This window comes from Tenuibacillus multivorans (assembly GCF_900103915.1).
GTDB lineage: Bacteria > Bacillota > Bacilli > Bacillales > Alkalibacillaceae > Tenuibacillus > Tenuibacillus multivorans.
On record NZ_FNIG01000002.1, the window covers coordinates 350,424 to 370,979 of the forward strand.

The following is a 20,556-nucleotide window of genomic DNA, read 5'->3' on the forward strand; positions in this document are numbered from 1 at the left end:
ACCTCATTATGTAAAGAGAAAGAGGGAAACTCCCTCTTTCTTGTTATTTAATCTTAGATAGCACTTTATCAAATTTGGCATAATTAACTTTGACACCATCGTCTAAGTCAATGTCAATTTGTTCATTAGCATATGTCGCTAAATGCTTATCAAATTCTTGAAGTTCATCTAGCTTCTTTTGATAATCGGTTTTCGCTTTTTCCAGACTACGTCTATCCGTTGCAGATAAACTAGGATTAGCTAAACGTGTATCAATCATATTAATTTCGTTTTGATACTTCGATTGTATCTCTTGTAAATGCTCAAAACGAATCGTTGCCATCGTATCTGGTTGATAGCGATGCATATAGATGAGTGTTCGTAACCCCTTTTGTTTACCAGATTCAACCAACCAATAAATTGGACGTTTTTGATAAGTTTTACAATGATCTTTGAAAAACTCATCTAAGAAATAACGACGCAACCGCTCCTCAGACGATTCATTTTTCTTCATGTTTAATGAATCAGCTAACCAACGCATATTCTCATCAACAGTTTCTGGACTAAATGCTACAGATAAAAACCCTCTTAAACGTAAAATAATATCGTTATCAAAGTAATGGTCATCAGTCAGTTGAATAAGACCTTCTGGGTTTGGTTTAAATGATTCATACTTTGAATCATCAAACTTACCACCTGCATAAGCGATGCCTTCAACATCTAAGGAGTAACGACCCATTAGACAACCAATAAAATATGAAAGAAATGATTTAGCTTCTCTAGTTCGATCAGCTTTTCTTAAGGTTATATCATCTTCTGTTAAGGTTATATTTAAATCATTCTCTAAATTATAAATACTAGTAAAAATTTCATTTAATTGTATCTCGTATTCAAGCAAATTTTGAACTTTCTCATCCAGACCCTTTTCCCATTTTTCAAATGCATCATTAATTTTATTTAAATTTTGATTTTCATTAATTAAAAAAGGGTGCTTTGAGAAATCGATGGAGGTTTCATATGAATTCCATTCCTCCTTTGAAACTTCAATAGCTTTTTTAACTAATCTAATGACCCTATTTTTTTGTTCAGAGTCCGCATCAATATATGGCAAATTTCTTATGTCAAACACATTTAAATTTAATGTATTATTTAAAATTCCTAAAATATCATTTGCGACTTTTGTATTAAGAAATCCCAAAATGTAGAATAAATCACTACTGCTATTAAAAAAAATTGTTGGAGCCGCTTTGTTAGAAGTATATCCTTCTTCAACATATCTAAAGGTTTTATTACTAGTTGATGAAATCATCGTCCATGAAATACCTTCTTTAAACCATAAATACTTGGGTATAAGCCTAGCAATCTTATCTTTCTTATAATGATTTAATGCCTCAGGACTCCAATCAATAACGTGTTCAACATTTCCAAACCATTTCCTTGAACTTCCACCCTTTAAATGAATAGTCCATTTATCATTAATATTGTCATACGGGACTTCCCATATAAACCTCAAATACTTATCATTATTACCTGTAATTATTTGTCCATCAGAAATTGTATGATCCTTAAGAAGTTCAACCTCTTTATAAAGGTCTGCAATTTTTTTATTTAACCAAAACGTAATTGGTGTTGATGGAATATACTGAAACTCATTACAGTCAAAATTATATCTATACTTTACATCTTTACTTTTTACTGCTTCTTTAACCTTAATAGGTTGTATTAACTCTCCCTTAAACTCCCTAAGCGTTAAATATTCACCTTTGGAATGTAAATGTTGATTTTGTATAACAAATGAACATATAGGAACAGTTGCTTCTTTGAAAGATGAGTATTCCATTTGTACTAAACTGGCAATACTATGGTTAGAAAGTATATAATTTCGTAGTCTTTCATGAGATGATATAAACATCCATGTATAAGGAGTCATTAATGCAGAATATCCATTTTCTTTTGCCATTTGACTTGTTTTATATATAAAAGCTGAATATAAATCACTTTTGTAATCTTTGTATTCCTTATTCATAAACTTCTTTAATAGTGGGTTATATTTATTATGATAAGGTGGGTTTGTCACAACCACATCATACTTTTGATATAACAGCAATGCTTGTTCCAGAACAGGCAATAATTTGTCTTTTAATTCATTAAAATAAGATTCATCAATTAAATCATTTTTTTTATTCACTAGATCATATATACGATCAATTAATTTTTCATAAGGTATTTCAATTGGATTTATTAATGAACCGAACTGTTTTCCGTTTTCAAATTGATTTAGTAATTCGTTAATTAACGATTTTTCAGTGCCATCATCTGTAAAATAATTTATTGCCTCTTCAGATAATGTTTCATCAGTATCCACAATTTCATATACATTTAAATTTGGACTTTTCCCTTTACGACTTAATCTTGAGATGAAGCGTGGTTGTTTTTCAGCAGCTTTCATTAATAATGCAAAGTTCGCAATTTGTTGAGCACGTTTATCAATGTCCAACCCGTACAAGTTTTTTTCTAGAATTAACTGTGGTATTTCTCTGGGTAGATATCCAGCTTCTTCATAAATGTCATATAACATATCAAAGGCATAAAGTAATATGTGACCTGACCCACATGCTGGATCCATGATTTTAAGTTCTTCTAATGAATCAAATTCTGGGTATAGATGATGATTTTCTTCGTGTTTTAAGTAGTACTCCCAATGCTGAGCCAAGTGATTATTTTGATACTTTTCATCGTATAATTTCCCTAATGAGTTTTGTACCATATACTGTACAATCCATTTTGGTGTGAATAATTGCGTGACGACAGGCAGGTCTTCTTTTTTCACTGCATTGTTTCGTAATCCGCCAACTTGCTCTTTCTTTTCTGACATGTAATATTGATAAAGCCAGCCTAACACTTCTACATTGTCTTTTCGGGAACCATCTTCCTGTATTTGATAAAAGTTTTCATCAGACAGATTGTTAACCATTTTACGAATGATGGATTCCTGGTCTAATAGATAGTCAGGTAATAATAATTCGGTATAATCTTCAATTTTCTCAAATAAGAAAGGTAGCAATTGATTTAGAGCATTACATTGTGCAATAAATAGGGTGCGATAAGCTTGTTCATTATCACCTTTTTGTAGCCATTCATTTATTTGTTCACGATCTACGTCTAAGTTCATTGTTTCATATTGAAGTAAAATATCAGGTTCATTTTTACCTGTACTACTCGATAATACGTTGACCCGATCAGGTAAATAGTTATTGACCTCCATGTAACGAATCGCAATAATTCGGTTAAACCAAGTGTAAGCCACTTCTTCAATGAGCTGATCATATCCCACCTGATTCAATCGTTGTTGTAACGTATGAACAGCATGTTTCATTTCTATTGGGAAGGTCTTACCATTAACGATTAATTGTCCATAGTTTTCTTCAATATTTACTTCTTGATTGTCTTTGGTAATTCCATATTGTTCAGCTTTCAATGACACTTTATCAATTAAATCTCGTCTAGCTTCAACAGCAAACTTCTTAAGTTCTGCCTTATTCATTGTTTCACCCCTATATGTAGAGGAGCAGATTGTTCTCTGCCCCGTGTTTATGATTTAACAAAATAATGAGTTTGTAATTCTTTAATCAAACTTCTCTTCAATGATTCAATGGCACGTTCTAAATCTTCTTCAGATTCAATTGTATTGACTTGACTAAAAAAGGAGTTATACAACTCTTGCTCTGTGATTGTTTTAGGTTCTCTTTTAACCGTATCTGATTCTTCCCTTAGTTCATTTAGCATGTTACGTGCTTTTGATTTTGCTGAATCAACAATGTCGATAAGTTGTTGTTGGTTAATACGTGCACTAGAGATCCGTTCGCTTTCTTTGATCTTATCGTAAATTTGTTTGGCTTGTTCTTTTCTAGTCTGAATATAATCTACAATCGTTTCATGTTGAGAATACTGATCCAGTAATTCTTCAATTGCTTCAATTGATTTATCGGATTGAACTAATACTGCTTGTTTTTGTTTGTCAGTTTCTTCTTGTATGAGATTCTGAAGGTCATTAGTTAGCTCTGGCAAACGGCTAATATCTTTTGTTGGTTCTTCCTGCAGTAAAATTTGTTTTATGCGTTGCGTGATGTCGTCTAATTCTTCGTTATGAATGATTTCTAAGTCATGTTGATGTTCTTTGAGTGCTTGAACAGCTTTGTCAAAATTGTTTATAGGATTACCGTTATAAAAGCCTTGTAGCTTTTCTAATACGTCGTACCATTCTTCAATATCATCTTCATATTGAATAAATGTTTGGCAGAGTTCTTCTGGGTCACGAATGGCAAGTAGTTTTTGTGTGTCATTTGAGACTCTGTTAATATCCTTTTCACCAGGATATAAATATCCACTTGATGGATCTTGTTGACGTCGTCTGCTTCTAATTTCTTCAATTGGATTTACAAATTCTTCTTTAACCTTTTCTCGTATAATTTCTTCATAAGCTTCATAAGTGTCATATGTTTGTGTAATCGAGAAGAAATCACGGACTAATGCAATCAAGTCTTGTTTGATTTGGCTGTCCATCTCTACGATTGGTAAAACGACAATTCGGTCACGTTCAGATACTTTTTCTAATCGATCATAGAATTTACTGGAATTAGGATTAAATGGTTCTCCTGCATAGGTAAAGCGAACTTTTCCAGCATTCATTAATCCCATTAATATGCCGATGGTGTCCTGTTCTTCCCACCCATATGGAACTGCTTTGTATTTTTGAACAACCTGTTTTAATGTTCTTTTGTCATGCGAACGTTCCAATTCTTCTATAAAATGCTTGACTTCATCTATCGCATTCTTGTTTAAATCACTGAATAAGCTTTGCTGACCTAAATTTTCTGCAACTTGTTCCCATTCGTTTTTACTATTTTTAAACGAAATCGGTTCTTCTATATAATGAAATTTCGTAAACGTGCTACGAATTAACATATCCATTGCTTGATCAACTTTACTTTCAAAATTGCCACTAAAGTCACGACGTTGACCCTGAATGTAAAATTCTGCGTTTTGACAAGCTTTCATTAACAATTCTTGGGCTTTTTGATCATACTCTTCAATCTCAGTCAGTTTTGTTTCGTAAATACGTTTTTGCTGTTGTGTTGTAGTATTGGATTGTTTACGTCGCACGTAACTATGTACCTTTTGAATATAAGCCAGTGCTCTCTCAGCTTCTGCAACATATTCTTTATCCAAGAGAATGATTAAGTGACCTGAATTTGCTTGAAGAGCTGCTTCTGAATCAGTCATTCCTTCGGTAAACACTTGCATAGTTATCTCATGGTTCATTTGACCTTTGACATAACTATCGAATCGTTTATTGTAATCAAAATGTTTCGTTTGTTCATTATGTTTGTATTCATACTTAGGATGACGGTACATTGTGTTGAAAAACAAATCTCCTAGGCGTTCTTTAACTGCTGCGGAATTATGCTCTTCTCCTAGTATTTCTCTATTGATTTCCTGTTCCTCGTCTGAAAGGAAGGAATAAGAGCCATCCGCATGTTGTTCAATGAACATAGCTGTTTGCAGACGATTTAGTGATTCCTTAATTTTGTATTCTAATGGCTGACGTTCGTCGTAAATCGTTTCAACCATAAGTGTCGCAATGTTACTAGGTGTTGATTTGATTTCATCAATCCCTTTGATTAAATAAAGGACTTGTAAGACTTTCACATCATACTCTTCTAGCCCCTCTTGGTTTCTAGCACGGTCTTGAGCACGTGCAATGGTACCAGTAATCGATGATTCTAAGTAGTCACGGATGGAAGGGTAAAATTCAGCCATCGTAACCATATTGTCAACATTTTCATCTGCATTTAATTGAGCCGCTTCTTGGAACGCTTTAAGCAATGAACGTTCCCCACGAGATGTATGTTGTCCACCTTCACCTAGGTTACGAATTTTGGTGAAAATCATTTGTAATAATTCAATCTGATAAGGAACAAACGGATAGAAGGACACAAACTCATCGATACTTCGATAGCCCGAACGAAGTTGTGTGTTCTTAGTATCGAAGGACAATCTGTTATGAATGAGTTTACCTTCTTGGTCGTGGATAGATTTTAATGTTTCCTCACCCACTTCCTTTTTCTCTAGGAGACGTTTTTTAATAACTTCATCTGTATTGGCACTCGATAAGTTAATCTTTGTCTCAAAACGACCTTGGATTTTTGAGAAGTCTTTTGTACTGTCGAGGTCTGACACAGTCGATTCTAATTTTTCTTGTGATGTCACAATGACCCATGCCTGACCTTTGCAGAGATCACCTAATTTTTCAGTAATCGTCTGTAGATTAAGCATTAGGCTTGTGTTGTTACCGATATACTGTCCAATTTCATCTGCTAAGAACACAAGACGGTAATCTGGGCCTTGTTTTTTACAATAATCAGCTACGAGTTCCGCAACACGTTGAGCATCAATCGAAAACCACTCTCTACTCATCGCAAAGAATGTTTCAGCTGTGTCTTGATCATAACCAACGGATTCTAGAGCTTTAATGACTTTTTTCTTCCGCAATAAAATCTTCAAACGAAATTCTTCCCAAGCCTTACCGTTTTGATCATAGATGGCTTGCTTAAATTCTTCGTACTTACCATCTTCATCTAACTGACGTTCCATTTCTGCCACCCAAAGTGTATCTGAATAACCTAAATGGTTATTAAACACTCGTAGAAACACTTCGATAATTCGTTCTTTTTCCGAATCTTTTGATGAAGAAGTTGAACGTGAATCAATATTGAATAATAAAGCATCTGACTTTTTCTCTGATACTTGTTGCATCATATTGAGTAACTCTTGGTTGTCCGTTTTATCCTGGAAATAATCAGCCGGAGTTCTACCTGCAATAGTTTGATTATGTAATAAATATGATAGGATTTTTAAGAAATGTGATTTACCAGATCCAAAGAAACCCGAAATCCAAACCCCTACTTTTGTGGATGGCTGATTATAAACAGCTAAATAATTTTGATAAAAACGTTCTAAATAATGTTCACTTTCTTCTGTTAACACATACTCATCTAGTTCTGTTTTGACTACGTCATCTTCCGTTTGTTCTGCCTGAACAACGTTATTTATGGGACGAAATATATCTTTCTTAAATAAATCTTTAATTTGCATGGTTTTACCCCCTCTTAAGATATACGTGATAATTGATAATCATCTTCATAGTCCAATATCCCAAATAATTTTAGTCTTAGCCCTGTAAATTCACCTGGATAAAATAACACAATTGGCTTCTTATAGCCTTTACTTGATACTGCTTTTAATAATTGACTTGATCTTAGGAATGGATGTGCTGTACCTACTCCAGTAATAAAAATAAGATCCGCATCGTCTGTGAATTCCTTGAATTGATCAATTATGGTGTTACTTTCATTCAAGATTGGTTCTATTGCATCGTTTAATCCACTTATTCCTTCTTCTGCTTCTAATTCATATAATTCTTCTAGTTCATCTTCTTCAAAGAATGAAAGCAGAAATTCAAACAAATTCACTTCTTTTATATTTAGTTTGGTGCGCTTAAGCATGTTTTTTAAATAAACACGAACCTGCAACTCATCTTCTGGTGGATAATCTAACACAAAGTGTGGGATGTCACTCCCAATCCCTTTAGGCTGCGTGAAGCCTTCTTGGTTAATCCGTTTCTCCATTTGATCTAACCGTTCATACGTCGATTTCATGATTCATTCACCTTTTCTAAAACTGAAAAAGAATATAACAGTGGAACGTTCTTTTCAGCGTATGTTTTCAAATTCTGACTTAGATGGATTGGTTTTATGGTGTATTTGGACTGATCAACTTTTTCAATCATTTTTGCTTCTAAATAAAACATCAGTAAAGTGTTTATGAGACGTTTGATGGTTTCAGGTCTCCAACCGTTAACTTTTTCACTAACATTTGCTTTGTCTTCAAAGAAATAATGAAAGTCATTACGATACAACGCTTCTTGCTGTTCATACTTGTAAACAAGAACATCTAAATAAAACTCCAGAGGCAATCGGTAAACTTGAAGAAATGAATGTAACGTTAATGCCTTTCGATCATAGTCGTTAGCTCCTAAGAAATGTTGTTTCATTTCATCGTCAAGGGCAGCTGCACGATTGTACACCATATTAAATCTATTTTTAATGCTAACTGGACTTCTTAACTGAAATGAGTTCTGCTCAGTAACTTCCTCCAATATATCTTTTTTCGATTTCCCTTGAAGAATTAGTTCAATAACGATTGCAATATCATTTTCTGACCACTTTTCTTTGGTAAATCCTGCTGAATATTGCATAAACTCTATCACCCGACCTTATTAACCGACATTAGTTTGTTTAATGACTTGATCAACAACTTCAAGTCGTCGCTTTCCACATTGTTGGCGAATAATAGTTGTGTAATCCCCTTTTTTAACGAGCTTGTTCGTATTCGTTATGTACAACTTTTGAATCAACTCGACCATTCTTGCTTCATCAATCTCGTCATTCCAGTACTTATCAATTACTAAATTAATAGACACTGCTAAATCACGCTGTGTTTTTTGAAACAGTTTAACTTCCACGTTGAAGTCACCTTCTCTTACTTTTTTTATACTTTATCTTTATTTTATAGCTAGTCCGATAGTAACACAATAGATTTGAAAAAATATGTAAAAATTTCTGTCGGTTCCACGATTTATTAATGAAAGGGGGTACCTGGCGTTTCATGCCCCACCCCTCTATATAAGACCGTCATTTATCCATTGATGATAGATGATGGTCTTTTTTGTGTTTACAGAGACGACAGGCGTGGTGAGAGGAACGCATTTGAAAGGAGGTGAGACTAATGAGCGAAGAATTGAAGCTTATTCTACTTAAAGCAAAACAGATGGATAAGTGGGTGCCTATGAATCTTCTAAAACCATACGAGGTTGATTCGGTCAACCTTTGGAGATTGGAAGATAAGGGCATGCTATGGATTAAACAACATGAGAAAGCTGGTTACTTACTGAAGCTTACACTCAAAGGCTACTATTATTTAAATCATGACGAGGAGGAATAAACATGGCAAAGCAAACTTATTTAGATGTAGAACGGGATTTGACGTTAGAGGAGGTGAAAGTTGTTTATGCCTATCTGCAGGAACAGATTGAGTTAGTAAGTAGCCAATCAAAAACTGCGATTGAACAAAACGATTATGTGAAGTTGAAGCAACTAATTGACCATCGAAAACAACTGTTAGTGGCCATTCATGAACTTGAGGACATTTACGGTGCTGATCTTCAAGTGTCACCCATGCAAGTCAAGGTCGATTCTATGAATCAATCATTACAAAAGACAGCTAGAGAATCAGTCAAATGGATGATTAAGAGACAAGAAAAAGGTCAGCAAATGATTAAGTCATGTTTAAGTAAAACCGCTTCTGGTCTTTATAAACTCGCAGATGTCCTGCATAACAAATCTTAAACGAATTGAAAGGAGGTGATCAAGATGACGACACAAGACAATATCATCCGCTTCAGAACTCATCATTCTGAAGATGAAGCATCCTTACCAAACATCATCGTATCGTCCGATGAATCCCAACGTCGTATTGATGAATTAAAAGCATTCGTCGATGACGTGATGGTACGAGGTGTTGATTACGGCTTGGTTGATGGATTCTCTAAACCAACACTTTTCAAACCTGGGGCTGAAAAACTGTGTGATGTATTTGGCTTTTCAAAGACAGCTGAAGTTGTTAATCGTATTGAACACTGGGAAGCTGGCATCTTTGCTTATGAAGTGAAGATGACGCTCACACGGAAAAACAATGGTGTTATCGAAGCAGAAGGATTAGGAGCTTGTAATAGTAAGGAATCATCATTTAGAGGACAAGATCCATACACCATCGTCAATACTGTCTTGAAGATGGCAAAGAAAAGAGCGTTAATAGATGCTGTGTTATCAGCCACTCGATCAAGTGGTATTTTCACACAAGACATCGAAGACATTACACCACCAAGATCCAACACGAAACGTGGTGAAGAACCAGTAACGAAAGCGCAGCTTCAGAAAATCTTCAGTACTGTTGAGAAAATGAATATGCCGTTTGACGTAGCTAAAGAAATGATGAAGTTATCCTTCGGCATTGAACACAGTACGATGATGACTAAATCACAAGCGTCACAATTTATTCAGGACTTGCTGACCTTGAAGGAGGTGAGGACAAATGGGTAAACAATCTCATACTGACTGAAAGACACATGGATTGCTACGCGGCCGATGTGTCTTTTTTTTGCACAAAAAAAGATGAGCTCAATACCTGAACTCATCACAAATCAACTTACAGACAGTATATCGCATCCAATCGGATGACTCAAATCGGAGAGGCGACCATCGCCTCTCCTTTTTTGTTATCACAAAACATTTAGGAGGAATTTATAATGAACAAATCAATGGATAAAATGACATTTAAACACTTATTAGCTACAACTACACGCGAAAAGGAAGACAGTTACGTCGTCAATGAGTTATTCACTCGTTACCCTTCCATTCAAGAGTTACTAGATGTAACTGAAGAAGAATTGTTACAAATGAATGGTATCGGTAAGGTTAAGGCACAACAAATTATTGCAGCTCTTCAGTTAGCACGTATGAATCCTAACCCTTCGGAAGAACGTTTTACAATCCGTTCACCTGAGGATGCTTATGAGTATTTAAGAGATATGCAGTATCTAAACCAAGAACACTTTGTCGTACTTGGATTAAATACTAAAAACGAGATCTTGTACCGAGAAACTATCTTCGTTGGGACATTAAACAGTAGTGTCGTGCATCCACGAGAAGTGTTTAAATCACTTATTCGTCGTAGTTGCGCTAGCGCCATCGTTTCACACAACCACCCAAGTGGGGATGTGTCACCTAGCCAAGAGGATGTCCACGTCACTAAACGACTACATGAGGCCGGTAAAACCATTGGTATCGAAGTATTAGATCACATCATTGTGGGCCATGAACGATATGTGAGCTTAAAGGAAAAAGGATACCTATAAAAATTTTTAAGGGAAGTCAGTCGATTTACTGGGATCCAGTGCCATCACTGGCTTCCCCACTTATTTAAGTAAACTTGGGCTAAAGATGATTTATTTCAATAGTCATTCAATGAGTACCATGTATTAATTTACTAAAAACCCTTGTCAAAACAGCATTTCCGTTATTATTACCTAATTAATAAATATCTACGACAGGTGTAATTACAAATTTACTTTATATATATCTGAAAAAATGAAAATTGTAACAATGGGTTAATAATAAAACAGTCTGGAAAAATGCCTCTAGTATATGTTGCATATTATGTGTAATTAAATATAACGTAAACCCTTGATATCATGGTCTTGAGATGCGATTACATATGTTTCTCATTTCAATGAGATACTTACGTTTGCCTTATCCTTAGATTGCGGTATCTTAATCAACTCGAGTTCTTCAATATTTCGAGTATAATCATTGTGTAATTCATTAAGAATCGGTGTATATGTTTTAGCCATGTTATCCAGATCTTTAGATATGACAGACCCTTCAAAACACATCTTTAATGCTCCGATACTAGTAACTATATTAAAACCATCTACTCTCAAAGCCTCCGATATGTCGTAATGAATTAGCTCAATATGTGGGTAAAACAATTCAGCATCCACCCCATCAATTAAGTAAGGGCTCTTCTTTAGAGAGAGGTGTGTTGTAAGACCAGCAAAATCCAGTGCTGATCGATTCGCATTTAGCTCTTTAATACTGACATCAAGTTCATCAGAGGGTTTATTTTTAGCTCTGACCTTAATTGATTTATTTACCTTGCGAACTTTCACATGAAAAATAGCAGCATCATTTTCTATCACTTCAGAATTAATACCATCAATAATAGCTTTAGTAGTCTCTAATAGTGATAAGTCATCATTACTTCTTTTCGATTTTAATAGTATTTCAACCCCATACTCCCCTCCACGTAACGGTAAACGGACGCCTTTATCTCTCGCAATAGCACGAAATACCATTGATATTCGACTTTGGAAATCCAACATACTGATATCTTGTAATCGTAACGAGTTATAAGTACTTGAATGTGGCATTTCTAATGGTTCATCTAGGATTTTAATAAAACTGCTACCATTATGCTGTATGTTTAAACTTTGATGATTAATTGTTTTTAGCATCATATAATAATTAACCCCTTTTTCTCCCTAAGATGTTTATGGTTCACTTTCTTATCTGCTAAATAATAGTGTCGAAGTACATATTTAGTAGTTGAATGGTCAGGCTGTCCAACAATCTCGGTATCTCCGACATACTTCCCTTTTATAAATGTCACTTGCACAATTTTAAAATAGTCAATCTTTAGAAGTCTTCTAATACTTTTCTTCACTTGATGTTCTGTTTTTTTAAGGTTATAACACAAACTAGGGTGAACCGATAAATCATTTAAGTTTTCCTCAATATGCACTGTATCTGGATTTATACCTCCGAAGTATCCCAACCAACAATGAGCATATAGCATTATTAAAACTTTTAGATTTTGGTAATTCCACATTTTATTAATATGATAATCGTCAATCAGCATACGATTATTTATCGCATCAGCAGGTATCATCACATAACCTTGTATTCTGTCTTTTAATTCTCTTGTATCAAATCTAATATCCTCTATAGGCTCGTAAACCTTTGTAAAGGGATTATAATCTGGTACAGGCAAAAGCTCTGCTTGATACATTTGTTGTTTGTGGGTATTAGTTCGTTTAAGAAAGTGATGTTTTTCTAACCATTGCAGACTACGGTCTAGCTGACTGCGACTAAGTTGTAAATCTTTCATCATTTCACTCTTCGCTTTTGTTACTCGCCTAACTTTCCATTGATATGACTTACAGAGATACAAATATAACTTAAAGATCATAGTGTTTGGGAAATCTGGATAAATGTCTGAAAAGATCTTTCGTTGAACAATAAATTGTCCATTCTTTGATATTTGGAATGGATTATTATCTGTTTGACTTACTAAGTATGAATTCACAAAAATCACCTATTTATTTTCATTTTTAAATTATATAGTTGATTATATATTAAAACATTGCTATACTTAAATCAAGATAAAATTAAGGAGTTGTTATCATGCCTCGGATACATATAACCAGTAATGATTTTGAGTTTCTCAAAAATTCTACTGTCGGTGAACGACTGAGATTTTTTAGACTTCACATTATGCAACATAGCCGGGAACCAAATAAATTTAAGATTGCTTCGATTGGTAAACGATTAGAAGTATCACCTCAGACCATTTCATCAATAGAATCAGGAAGCTCCAAAAACCCTTCATTCAAGTTAGTTGATCGTTTAACAGAAGATTACGGTGTTCCCTTAGCTGCTGTATCGGATCGATTTTATCAGGGAGAAGAAAAGCTTTTTGCAATTGGTCATTCTGAAGACACGATTGTTGTAGAGGATGAAGAGTTTATTGATTTACTTACTTCAGATGATGTTCAACTTGTAGGTGTAAATTTTGAGAATGTTAACGAAAACTTCTTTAGCGCAAAAGATACAATGGGTCTATTACTCTATAGAAGCTACGATAAAAACTTGATTGATGTGATGTTTCATCAACATTTAAAAACGAATATCACTAATAATCAATTAGAACAATTGACCTCAAGGCTAGTATTTGAAACTGATATATTGATCAATGAACCGAACGTAGTTTACTCAACTCACCCAATTAACAAAGGTAAAAAATTAATAAATCAACACAATAAATCTTTATCATTAGAAGAATTAATTGCACTAATAAGAAATGACTTACAATAAATGAAAGGAGTATTTTAAAGTGAGTAATTATCCTGAAGTGTTAAACGTTACTGACATCCAAGAAATTTTAGGAATAGGAAGAAGACAAGCCTATGAATTAGTTAATTCTGGTGAGTTTCACGTCGTTAGAGTTGGAAGACGAATTAAGGTGTCTAAAGACGTATTTTTTCAATGGCTCAATGGTGGAGAAGATTAAACTTCTCTACCATTTTTATAATGATTTATGATTGGAGGAGAAATTGATGTTCAGTGGATCAATAGGTAAAGATGAAAAAACTTCTACATGGTATTTCGTCATTGAACTAGGTAAAGGTATTGATGGTAAACGCAAACAAAAGAGAAAACGAGGATATAAAACGAAGAAAGAAGCTCAAAAAGCGTTAACAGAGATGCTACACCAACTTAATACTGGGACTTATATTGAGCCGAAAAACATACCCTTAAATGAATACCTCAATGAATGGTTAAAGAACAAACAATTAACGCTACGTGATAGTACATTTAAGAAATACAGTTGGTTAATGAATAAACACATTATCCCTCATATTGGTGAAATTCAATTACCTAACTTAACTCCATCGCATGTTCAACAACTTTATCACAAACTTAGTTATGAAAAAGGGCTATCGAATGAAAATGTCCGAGCAGCACATAAAGTGTTAAGCCAGGCACTGAGACAAGCAGTTAAATTTGAATACATCCCTAAAAACGTGACTGAGTTTATAGAACTACCTAAAGTGCAGAAAAAAGAAGTTGAGGTTTGGGATTTAGATGAGGTTAAGCAATTTCTTGAAGTCACTAAAGACAACAGATACCATATTGACTACCTTATTGCTTTGAATACAGGTATGAGGCAAGGTGAAATATTAGGATTACGATGGAAGGATATTGATTTTGGACGTAGTATTTTGAATGTACGCCAAACATTAGATCATTATGGCAAATTACACAATTCTACTAAAACGGCTTCAAGCGCTAGACAAATCGCACTACCACCACAACTAATTAAAGAATTGAATAAACATAAAACTGTACAAACAGAAGAGAAACTCAAAGCTGGTAACATATATGAGAATCATGATTTAGTTGTTTGTACATCAGTTGGTACACCACTTCATCCTAGAAATCTATTGCGTAACTTTAAATCTCAAGTTAAAAAAGCAGGATTAAAGAAAATCCGCTTCCATGATCTAAGACATACCCATGCTTCGCTCTTACTCAAACAAGGAGCACATCCTAAAGTCGTATCAGAGAGGCTAGGTCATGCAGATACTCGAATTACATTAGATACCTATAGTCACCTCCTCCCTAACATGCAAGAAGAAACAGCCGAACAATTTGGTGCAATGTTATTTGGTAGTGATTCTTGCAATAAGGATACTATTAGAGAAATAAAACTATCATACAGTATTAGAAATCTTATGAATGCCATATAGACACATAACATAGAGAGGGTTTTCCTCTCTATGTTTATTTAATTTTAGGGTTGCACGAATTTAATTAGATGAACCCTAAATGATTATGTTAATATGAATTTATAATTTATTAACAGGAATTTGAAATAAAGGTGATATATATGTCATTCACTCAGATGTTTTTAGGGTCAGTTTTTGGAACAACTCTAATTGCTCTAATAGTTTATGGATTAAGAATATATATTAAAAAGGTTACACAGAATTACTTTGATAAAAACATTGAAAATCATAGACATGAACTTACTAAAACATTAAAAGAAATCGAATTTGACTATCAAAGGAAGATTGAGGATTTTTCTTTATATACTCAAAAACGTCACAGCATATATGCAGAGTTATATCAAAAACTTAACCAAGCTGTTATGGATATCAAAACAGCAACTGCTTCATTTAGGACTTATCCTTTTCCAGAAGTTCCCAAACCTGATAAATCTGATTTAAAAAAGGTACTGGAGAAGGAAGGATTTGATGATGAACAAATAATCAATGTTATAAACAAATGGCAAGTTGGCTCTTTAGAAGGTAGAAATGAAGCTACTAGATTATTTGACGCAAAAAGGTTAAAAAAAGCAGATCAATCTAGAGTTGAGGCAAATCAATATTTTCTTAAATCTGAATTATATTTAAATGAAGAATTATCCTGTTTAATAGATGAAGCATTAAAAATCATATTTCATATGTGCATTGACGAGAGTAGTTCAATTGAATACCCTGGTTCAGAGGCAGCAAAAGAAAAGTGGAAAAATCACAAAGAAAACAGTGAAATACTAGAGAAAAAAATTATAGAAATAAAAAAGCAAATGAGAAAAGAGTTAAGTATCGGTGACTATTCTCACACATAATATTTGTCTATTTTGTGGTCACATTTGTGGTCACATAAATCAAATAATTACCGAAAACCCTAGGAAACTATCAAAACAATAAAACGTCTTAAACCCTTGATATGAGTAGTGTTACGGACATTTCTAGTAATACTAGGTTATACGCCTAAACGTCTTGACAGGGTGGAGGTCGGTGGTTCGAGCCCACTCGGAGTCATAGGGTGCCAAACCTAACTAGACCTCCCTCGCCCACTGGACCCGGGAGGTCTTTTCATGTTTAAACTCTTTATAATATTTGAATCATACACAATATGATCATAAACTAACTTATGATCGTTACTTCGATTGCATTTTTCTTAAGATATCCAATTAATTCTTCACTCTCAAATAAGGATTGCTCAAAGAAATTGATAAATTATAAGGGTCTAAAAACAAAGATGAATCTTGTTCGACACCTATATTTATAAAGCCTATTGCCTTTGATCTTTATCTATTATTCATGCTGTATTCACACGCTTTTGCAATAAGATAAATAAATCAAATTTCACTTATATCCCCCTAAAACCTTACAAACAAATCATTCTTTAATAACTCTGTATCCCAAACTTCAATAATTTCTTTGGCAAAATGTCATCTAGATTTTGAATATCGGTATCGTTAAGTTCTATTAAATTAAATTCGTATTTTTTGTATATTTCCAACTTCGTCTTTTTACGTTGTATGTATTTAGGATCATTTTCATATCCCCAGTATTCAATATAAACCTTGCCCACTGGTAAATAAAAATCAGTGTAGACTTCTTCCTCAATAGGAAGTCTTCTTTCATATGCATGAGCTATCTCAGACATATACAGCCAATTATCAATAAGCATTTCAGCTTTAGACCTTACAAAATGGCCATCAGCAGCTCTGTGTTTTGCGATAAATTTCTCTCTAAAACCTCCTTCTTCATTGGACTCAATTTTGGGTTCAGAGCTTCCTTCTTTTATTTCTTCAATCGTTTCGACCAGACGTTTGTTTTTTAGTATAGTCTCAGGCCATTTAACATAAGGAACTCTTGTTTTATTGTGCTCAAGTTGCTTACCTCCAAGGCTTTTCCCTAATTTTGTTGTAATCCAGCCTTTTCTGTCTTTTTCAATCCATCCTAGCTCTGAAAGTATAGGATTTATCCTTAATCTCGATACATCAAATTCTTCAGCCAATTTTGTTGTAGATAAATACTTTTCTTTAATATTGTTCTCTTTAAGATCAGAATCCTCCATAACCGTTGATGGCCATGCAATCCATTGACGATCTCCTCTTGATTTTAATTGACCACCTTTTGCTTTACCTTTCTCAGTAAGCACCCATTGTTCATCAACTCTATCAATCCAATTACTTCTTAGTAATTGTTTAAACATTTCTTTAGTACTTATGTTCATTTCTTTAGAAAGATTAGTAGATGATAAATATCTAACTTTCGTTGTGTTTCTCAACTGAATACCTCCATATATAATCTATTTAGATTACTCCAAGTATATATTTCGACATTAATTGTTAAATTGTTCCAAAAATCCCTGATAATAAAATTAGGACTCTTTATAAAGAGTTCGTAATCCACCTTATTGTACTTGAACCCCATTCTTGTATACAGTAATTATTAATTCTCTACTGATTGCTGTTCTCCAAAAGTACGGTAATCCAACTCTTCCAATAGTTGTTCTCTATCTTGTCGTTTAATCTGTCCCCATACAATATTAAATAGAGGTAGGTTCATCTTTGTATTCATTTGATAGAGTTTTCTCATTTTATTAGACATGAGTTTACTATATTTATCTTCGTCATTTAATATAATTCCAATGAATTTATTATTATTCATCTTATAAACATCGAATGCTTCTATATCGTCCCACTTAATCTGGAACTGATCCATAGCAGTAACATTAATAATTAAATATTCCTCCGTAAGGGTCAGGTATGGGTATGAGTTTGTGTTTCCGAATTTCCTTGCAACTAAGAAGAGACATAAGATAAAAATCACTGAGATAAATATGCCGAGGACGCCAAATACATAATCACCTTCATTAAAACCTACACCACTAACTAAGACACCTAATAATAAAAATATTAAACTTCCAACAAAAAGTAAGACGTTTCTTACCCTTGATTCGTAAAAATGCATTTCTTGTGAATTTTCCATTTTATTCCCTCCCTCAAATTCGTTATAGGCTATAATAAGATAATAGTCAAGACTTTAACGGGAATAATTTTCCCTTTATTCAAAAAAATGCAAGTCCGCTGACATCTAACCTTTTTAAACCTGACACTAATTCCTAAGATAATATTGTTAAAATCCCCATTCATTAAACTTCTAATTGCATATTTGACTATTTACGTGAATATCGTTAAAAAGAAGTTTTCGTCATCAATGGGAGGTTAACAATTGTTTATACACACGGTTCAACACGGAGATTCTCTGTATTCTATAAGTAACAGTTTTAATATTCCCGTAGAACAACTGCGAAGTGTAAATGGTTTAGAGGTAACAACGATTGTCCCAGGTCAGGCAATACTTATTCCACTGTATCAATATACTGTACTGCCCGGAGATACACTCTCCAGTATTGCTAGAAAGGCATTTGTCCCTTTAGATCAGTTACGTGCAGCCAACCCAAATGTCAATCCTTACTTATTACAACCCGGCATGCAAATCACTATTCCCGATATATCAAAATATGTGGCCAGTACTTTAAGTTTTTATGTTGTTCGTAGTCCCGAACTTGATAAAGCCTTAATTAATGACTTTGCCCCCTATTCAACTTATATATCTATTTTTGAATATCGTTTTGGTATGAATGGCGATATTATTAACGAATTAAATGACATCCCTGCCATTGAAGTAAGTTGGGAAAGTGGGGTTAACATTGACTTTGAACAAATTCGCGGTGCCGACCGCGACCTTTATATAGGTTTCTTACGCCTACTCAAGGAGCGACTACAATCAGAGGGCCATGTGTTAACTGTTGCGGTCCCTGCCAAAACCGGTGAGGATATATCATGGTTGGCAGGTTATGATTATGGTGGAATCGGTTCTGTTGTCGATTACATGTTTATTATGGCCTATGACTGGCATTATCCTGGAAGTGAACCTGGACCTGTTGCACCGATTAATAATGTTAGAAGTACGATTGAGTTTGCAATCAATAAGGTACCTCGGAAGAAAATTATACTTGGCGTCCCCCTCTATGGATATGACTGGTCCTTACCTTATGAATCTGGGTCCGAAGTATCAGCGATATCGAATCAAGATGCAATAGATACGGCTATGCTGTATCTCTCACCTATTCAATATTCAGAGGAAGTTGCAACACCATTTTTTCGTTACCAGGATGATCAAGGTCAAGTACATGAAGTGTGGTTTGAAGATGTGAGAAGTATGAGTAGGAAAATGCAACTAGTCCAAGAATATGGCTTACAAGGGATCGGTGCTTGGCAATTAACGCTTGGTTTTACTGCAGGACCATGGGTGTTAACGAAGTTTTTTACTGTTAGAAAAGTTTAATAGAGTAAGCACCTACTTTGTTCTCATGAACCCAATTAGACATATATTTTAAAAAGACTATAATAAGTTACAAATATAGGAAAGGGGAATACGAATGAACAATCGAAATTTTCGCGTGATTGACTTAAGTACACCGCTAAACAACAACCTTAAAGAACCGATGCCACCGAAGATAGATTACATGAAGCATGAGGAAGGTGCTGTACAAGCTTCCCATGTGTTAGGGCTAAAACCTGATGATTTTCCAGAAAGTAAAGCCTGGGCTACTGAAGAGGTGACGTTAACGACTCACACGGGTACCCATGTGGATGCACCTTGGCACTATTGGCCGACGTCTGAGGGTGAAAGAGCAAGAACCATCGATGAATTGCCTTTAGAATGGTTTTATGGTCATGGGGTTCTCTTTGACTTCAGTGATAAAGAAATAGGTTATGAGATTACGACTGATGATTTTAAACAGAAGCTAGAAGAGATGAAATATGAACTAAAGCCATATGACATTGTGTTAGTCCGAACAGATGCGGATAAAAAGATCTATGAGGACAACTATGCATTTATTCATGCAGGGGTCTCTGAGGAAGCAACGAGATGGTTGATTGATCAAGGCATCAAGGTCATGGGTACTGATGGTTGGGGGTGGGATATCCCACTAAACCTGCAAGCCCAAGATTATAAGAGTAATCCTAGAGATGGCGTACTTTGGGCTGCGCATTATGTTGGAAAGGACAAGGAATATTGTCAAATTGAGAAGTTGGCTAACTTGGAACAACTCCCAATGAACTATGGATTTGAAGTATCCGTCTTCCCGATTAAGATAAAAGGAGCAAGTGCGGGTTGGGCACGCCCTGTTGCGATTATCAGATAGAGTTCCTTTTCTTTAATCGAACGTTGATAAAAAATAAGAATTG

General features: G+C 34.5%; 19 protein-coding genes. 10 read left to right on the top strand and 9 right to left on the bottom strand.

Going from position 1 to position 20,556, the window contains the following annotated elements:
- Positions 1-43: 43 nt before the first annotated feature.
- Genes pglX through BLP77_RS04485 form a run of 5 tightly spaced genes read right to left on the bottom strand, consistent with a single transcriptional unit; the run spans position 44 to position 8,563 of the window.
- Positions 44-3,523, bottom strand: coding sequence for a BREX-1 system adenine-specific DNA-methyltransferase PglX (pglX, locus tag BLP77_RS04465; RefSeq protein ID WP_093855905.1), 3,480 nt, complete (start codon positions 3,521-3,523; stop codon positions 44-46).
- Positions 3,524-3,570: 47 nt separating this feature from the next.
- Complete coding sequence (gene brxC / locus BLP77_RS04470; protein WP_093855906.1) at positions 3,571-7,134, bottom strand: BREX system P-loop protein BrxC; 3,564 nt, start codon at positions 7,132-7,134, stop codon at positions 3,571-3,573.
- 14 nt (positions 7,135-7,148) lie between these two features.
- Positions 7,149-7,697 (bottom strand): DUF1788 domain-containing protein, encoded by a 549-nt coding sequence (locus BLP77_RS04475; RefSeq protein WP_093855907.1) that lies wholly within the window; start codon positions 7,695-7,697, stop codon positions 7,149-7,151.
- Positions 7,694-8,296, bottom strand: coding sequence for a DUF1819 family protein (locus BLP77_RS04480; RefSeq protein ID WP_093855908.1), 603 nt, complete (start codon positions 8,294-8,296; stop codon positions 7,694-7,696). Before BLP77_RS04480 ends, BLP77_RS04475 begins: the two co-directional genes overlap by 4 nt.
- A gap of 21 nt (positions 8,297-8,317) precedes the next feature.
- Positions 8,318-8,563: a TIGR04540 family protein gene (locus BLP77_RS04485; RefSeq protein ID WP_093855909.1), complete on the bottom strand. Its 246-nt coding sequence runs from the start codon at positions 8,561-8,563 to the stop codon at positions 8,318-8,320.
- A 263-nt stretch (positions 8,564-8,826) separates the two neighbouring features.
- On the opposite strand from BLP77_RS04485, the gene BLP77_RS04490 reads away from it, so the two are divergent.
- The 4 genes from BLP77_RS04490 (at position 8,827) to radC (ending at position 11,014) form a co-directional block, all read left to right on the top strand.
- A complete protein-coding gene (locus BLP77_RS04490) occupies positions 8,827-9,042 on the top strand; it encodes a hypothetical protein (protein ID WP_093855910.1) in 216 nt (71 codons plus the stop codon).
- Between the two features lie 2 nt (positions 9,043-9,044).
- A complete protein-coding gene (locus tag BLP77_RS04495; protein ID WP_093855911.1) occupies positions 9,045-9,446 on the top strand; it encodes a hypothetical protein in 402 nt (133 codons plus the stop codon).
- A gap of 24 nt (positions 9,447-9,470) precedes the next feature.
- A complete protein-coding gene (locus tag BLP77_RS04500) occupies positions 9,471-10,199 on the top strand; it encodes a hypothetical protein (RefSeq protein WP_093855912.1) in 729 nt (242 codons plus the stop codon).
- A gap of 206 nt (positions 10,200-10,405) precedes the next feature.
- Positions 10,406-11,014: a RadC family protein gene (gene radC, locus BLP77_RS04505; protein WP_093855913.1), complete on the top strand. Its 609-nt coding sequence runs from the start codon at positions 10,406-10,408 to the stop codon at positions 11,012-11,014.
- A 366-nt stretch (positions 11,015-11,380) separates the two neighbouring features.
- Here the strand turns inward: radC and BLP77_RS04510 are convergent, their stop codons facing one another.
- Together BLP77_RS04510 and BLP77_RS04515 are read right to left on the bottom strand one after the other, a co-directional pair.
- A complete protein-coding gene (locus BLP77_RS04510) occupies positions 11,381-12,175 on the bottom strand; it encodes a hypothetical protein (protein WP_093855914.1) in 795 nt (264 codons plus the stop codon).
- Complete coding sequence (locus BLP77_RS04515) at positions 12,172-12,825, bottom strand: hypothetical protein (RefSeq protein ID WP_143001394.1); 654 nt, start codon at positions 12,823-12,825, stop codon at positions 12,172-12,174. Before BLP77_RS04515 ends, BLP77_RS04510 begins: the two co-directional genes overlap by 4 nt.
- Positions 12,826-13,121: 296 nt before the next feature.
- On the opposite strand from BLP77_RS04515, the gene BLP77_RS04520 reads away from it, so the two are divergent.
- The 4 genes from BLP77_RS04520 to BLP77_RS04535 all read left to right on the top strand — a co-directional run bounded on the left by BLP77_RS04520 (position 13,122) and on the right by BLP77_RS04535 (position 16,128).
- Positions 13,122-13,811 carry a helix-turn-helix domain-containing protein gene (locus BLP77_RS04520; RefSeq protein WP_093855916.1) on the top strand — a complete coding sequence of 230 codons (690 nt, stop codon included), beginning with the start codon at positions 13,122-13,124 and terminating at the stop codon, positions 13,809-13,811.
- A gap of 19 nt (positions 13,812-13,830) precedes the next feature.
- Complete coding sequence (locus BLP77_RS04525; RefSeq protein WP_093855917.1) at positions 13,831-14,007, top strand: helix-turn-helix domain-containing protein; 177 nt, start codon at positions 13,831-13,833, stop codon at positions 14,005-14,007.
- A 46-nt stretch (positions 14,008-14,053) separates the two neighbouring features.
- Positions 14,054-15,247 (top strand): site-specific integrase, encoded by a 1,194-nt coding sequence (locus tag BLP77_RS04530; protein ID WP_093855918.1) that lies wholly within the window; start codon positions 14,054-14,056, stop codon positions 15,245-15,247.
- A 140-nt stretch (positions 15,248-15,387) separates the two neighbouring features.
- A complete protein-coding gene (locus BLP77_RS04535) occupies positions 15,388-16,128 on the top strand; it encodes a hypothetical protein (protein ID WP_093855919.1) in 741 nt (246 codons plus the stop codon).
- A gap of 563 nt (positions 16,129-16,691) precedes the next feature.
- On the opposite strand, the gene BLP77_RS04540 is transcribed toward BLP77_RS04535, so the two are convergent.
- Complete coding sequence (locus BLP77_RS04540; protein WP_245686803.1) at positions 16,692-17,582, bottom strand: glycerol kinase; 891 nt, start codon at positions 17,580-17,582, stop codon at positions 16,692-16,694.
- Positions 17,583-17,746: 164 nt separating this feature from the next.
- On the bottom strand, positions 17,747-18,286 hold the full coding sequence (locus BLP77_RS04545; protein WP_093855920.1) for an STM3941 family protein: 540 nt from the start codon (positions 18,284-18,286) through the stop codon (positions 17,747-17,749).
- 243 nt (positions 18,287-18,529) lie between these two features.
- Here BLP77_RS04545 and BLP77_RS04550 point away from each other — a divergent pair, with 243 nt between their 5' ends.
- Both BLP77_RS04550 and BLP77_RS04555 read left to right on the top strand, forming a co-directional pair.
- Entirely contained in the window at positions 18,530-19,648 is a 1,119-nt protein-coding gene (locus BLP77_RS04550; RefSeq protein WP_093855921.1) for a glycosyl hydrolase family 18 protein, read from the top strand.
- Positions 19,649-19,742: 94 nt separating this feature from the next.
- Positions 19,743-20,513, top strand: coding sequence for a cyclase family protein (locus tag BLP77_RS04555; protein ID WP_093855922.1), 771 nt, complete (start codon positions 19,743-19,745; stop codon positions 20,511-20,513).
- Positions 20,514-20,556: the final 43 nt, after the last annotated feature.

Bases quoted from the DNA above. Each gene is read 5' to 3' on its own strand.
- pglX (WP_093855905.1), bottom strand. From the start codon at position 3,523: ATGAATAAGGCAGAACTTAAGAAGTTTGCTGTTGAAGCTAGACGAGAT.
- brxC (WP_093855906.1), bottom strand. From the start codon at position 7,134: ATGCAAATTAAAGATTTATTTAAGAAAGATATATTTCGTCCCATAAAT.
- BLP77_RS04475 (WP_093855907.1), bottom strand. From the start codon at position 7,697: ATGAAATCGACGTATGAACGGTTAGATCAAATGGAGAAACGGATTAAC.
- BLP77_RS04480 (WP_093855908.1), bottom strand. From the start codon at position 8,296: ATGCAATATTCAGCAGGATTTACCAAAGAAAAGTGGTCAGAAAATGAT.
- BLP77_RS04490 (WP_093855910.1), top strand. From the start codon at position 8,827: ATGAGCGAAGAATTGAAGCTTATTCTACTTAAAGCAAAACAGATGGAT.
- BLP77_RS04495 (WP_093855911.1), top strand. From the start codon at position 9,045: ATGGCAAAGCAAACTTATTTAGATGTAGAACGGGATTTGACGTTAGAG.
- BLP77_RS04500 (WP_093855912.1), top strand. From the start codon at position 9,471: ATGACGACACAAGACAATATCATCCGCTTCAGAACTCATCATTCTGAA.
- radC (WP_093855913.1), top strand. From the start codon at position 10,406: ATGAACAAATCAATGGATAAAATGACATTTAAACACTTATTAGCTACA.
- BLP77_RS04510 (WP_093855914.1), bottom strand. From the start codon at position 12,175: ATGATGCTAAAAACAATTAATCATCAAAGTTTAAACATACAGCATAAT.
- BLP77_RS04515 (WP_143001394.1), bottom strand. From the start codon at position 12,825: ATGAAAGATTTACAACTTAGTCGCAGTCAGCTAGACCGTAGTCTGCAA.
- BLP77_RS04520 (WP_093855916.1), top strand. From the start codon at position 13,122: ATGCCTCGGATACATATAACCAGTAATGATTTTGAGTTTCTCAAAAAT.
- BLP77_RS04530 (WP_093855918.1), top strand. From the start codon at position 14,054: ATGTTCAGTGGATCAATAGGTAAAGATGAAAAAACTTCTACATGGTAT.
- BLP77_RS04535 (WP_093855919.1), top strand. From the start codon at position 15,388: ATGTCATTCACTCAGATGTTTTTAGGGTCAGTTTTTGGAACAACTCTA.
- BLP77_RS04545 (WP_093855920.1), bottom strand. From the start codon at position 18,286: ATGGAAAATTCACAAGAAATGCATTTTTACGAATCAAGGGTAAGAAAC.
- BLP77_RS04555 (WP_093855922.1), top strand. From the start codon at position 19,743: ATGAACAATCGAAATTTTCGCGTGATTGACTTAAGTACACCGCTAAAC.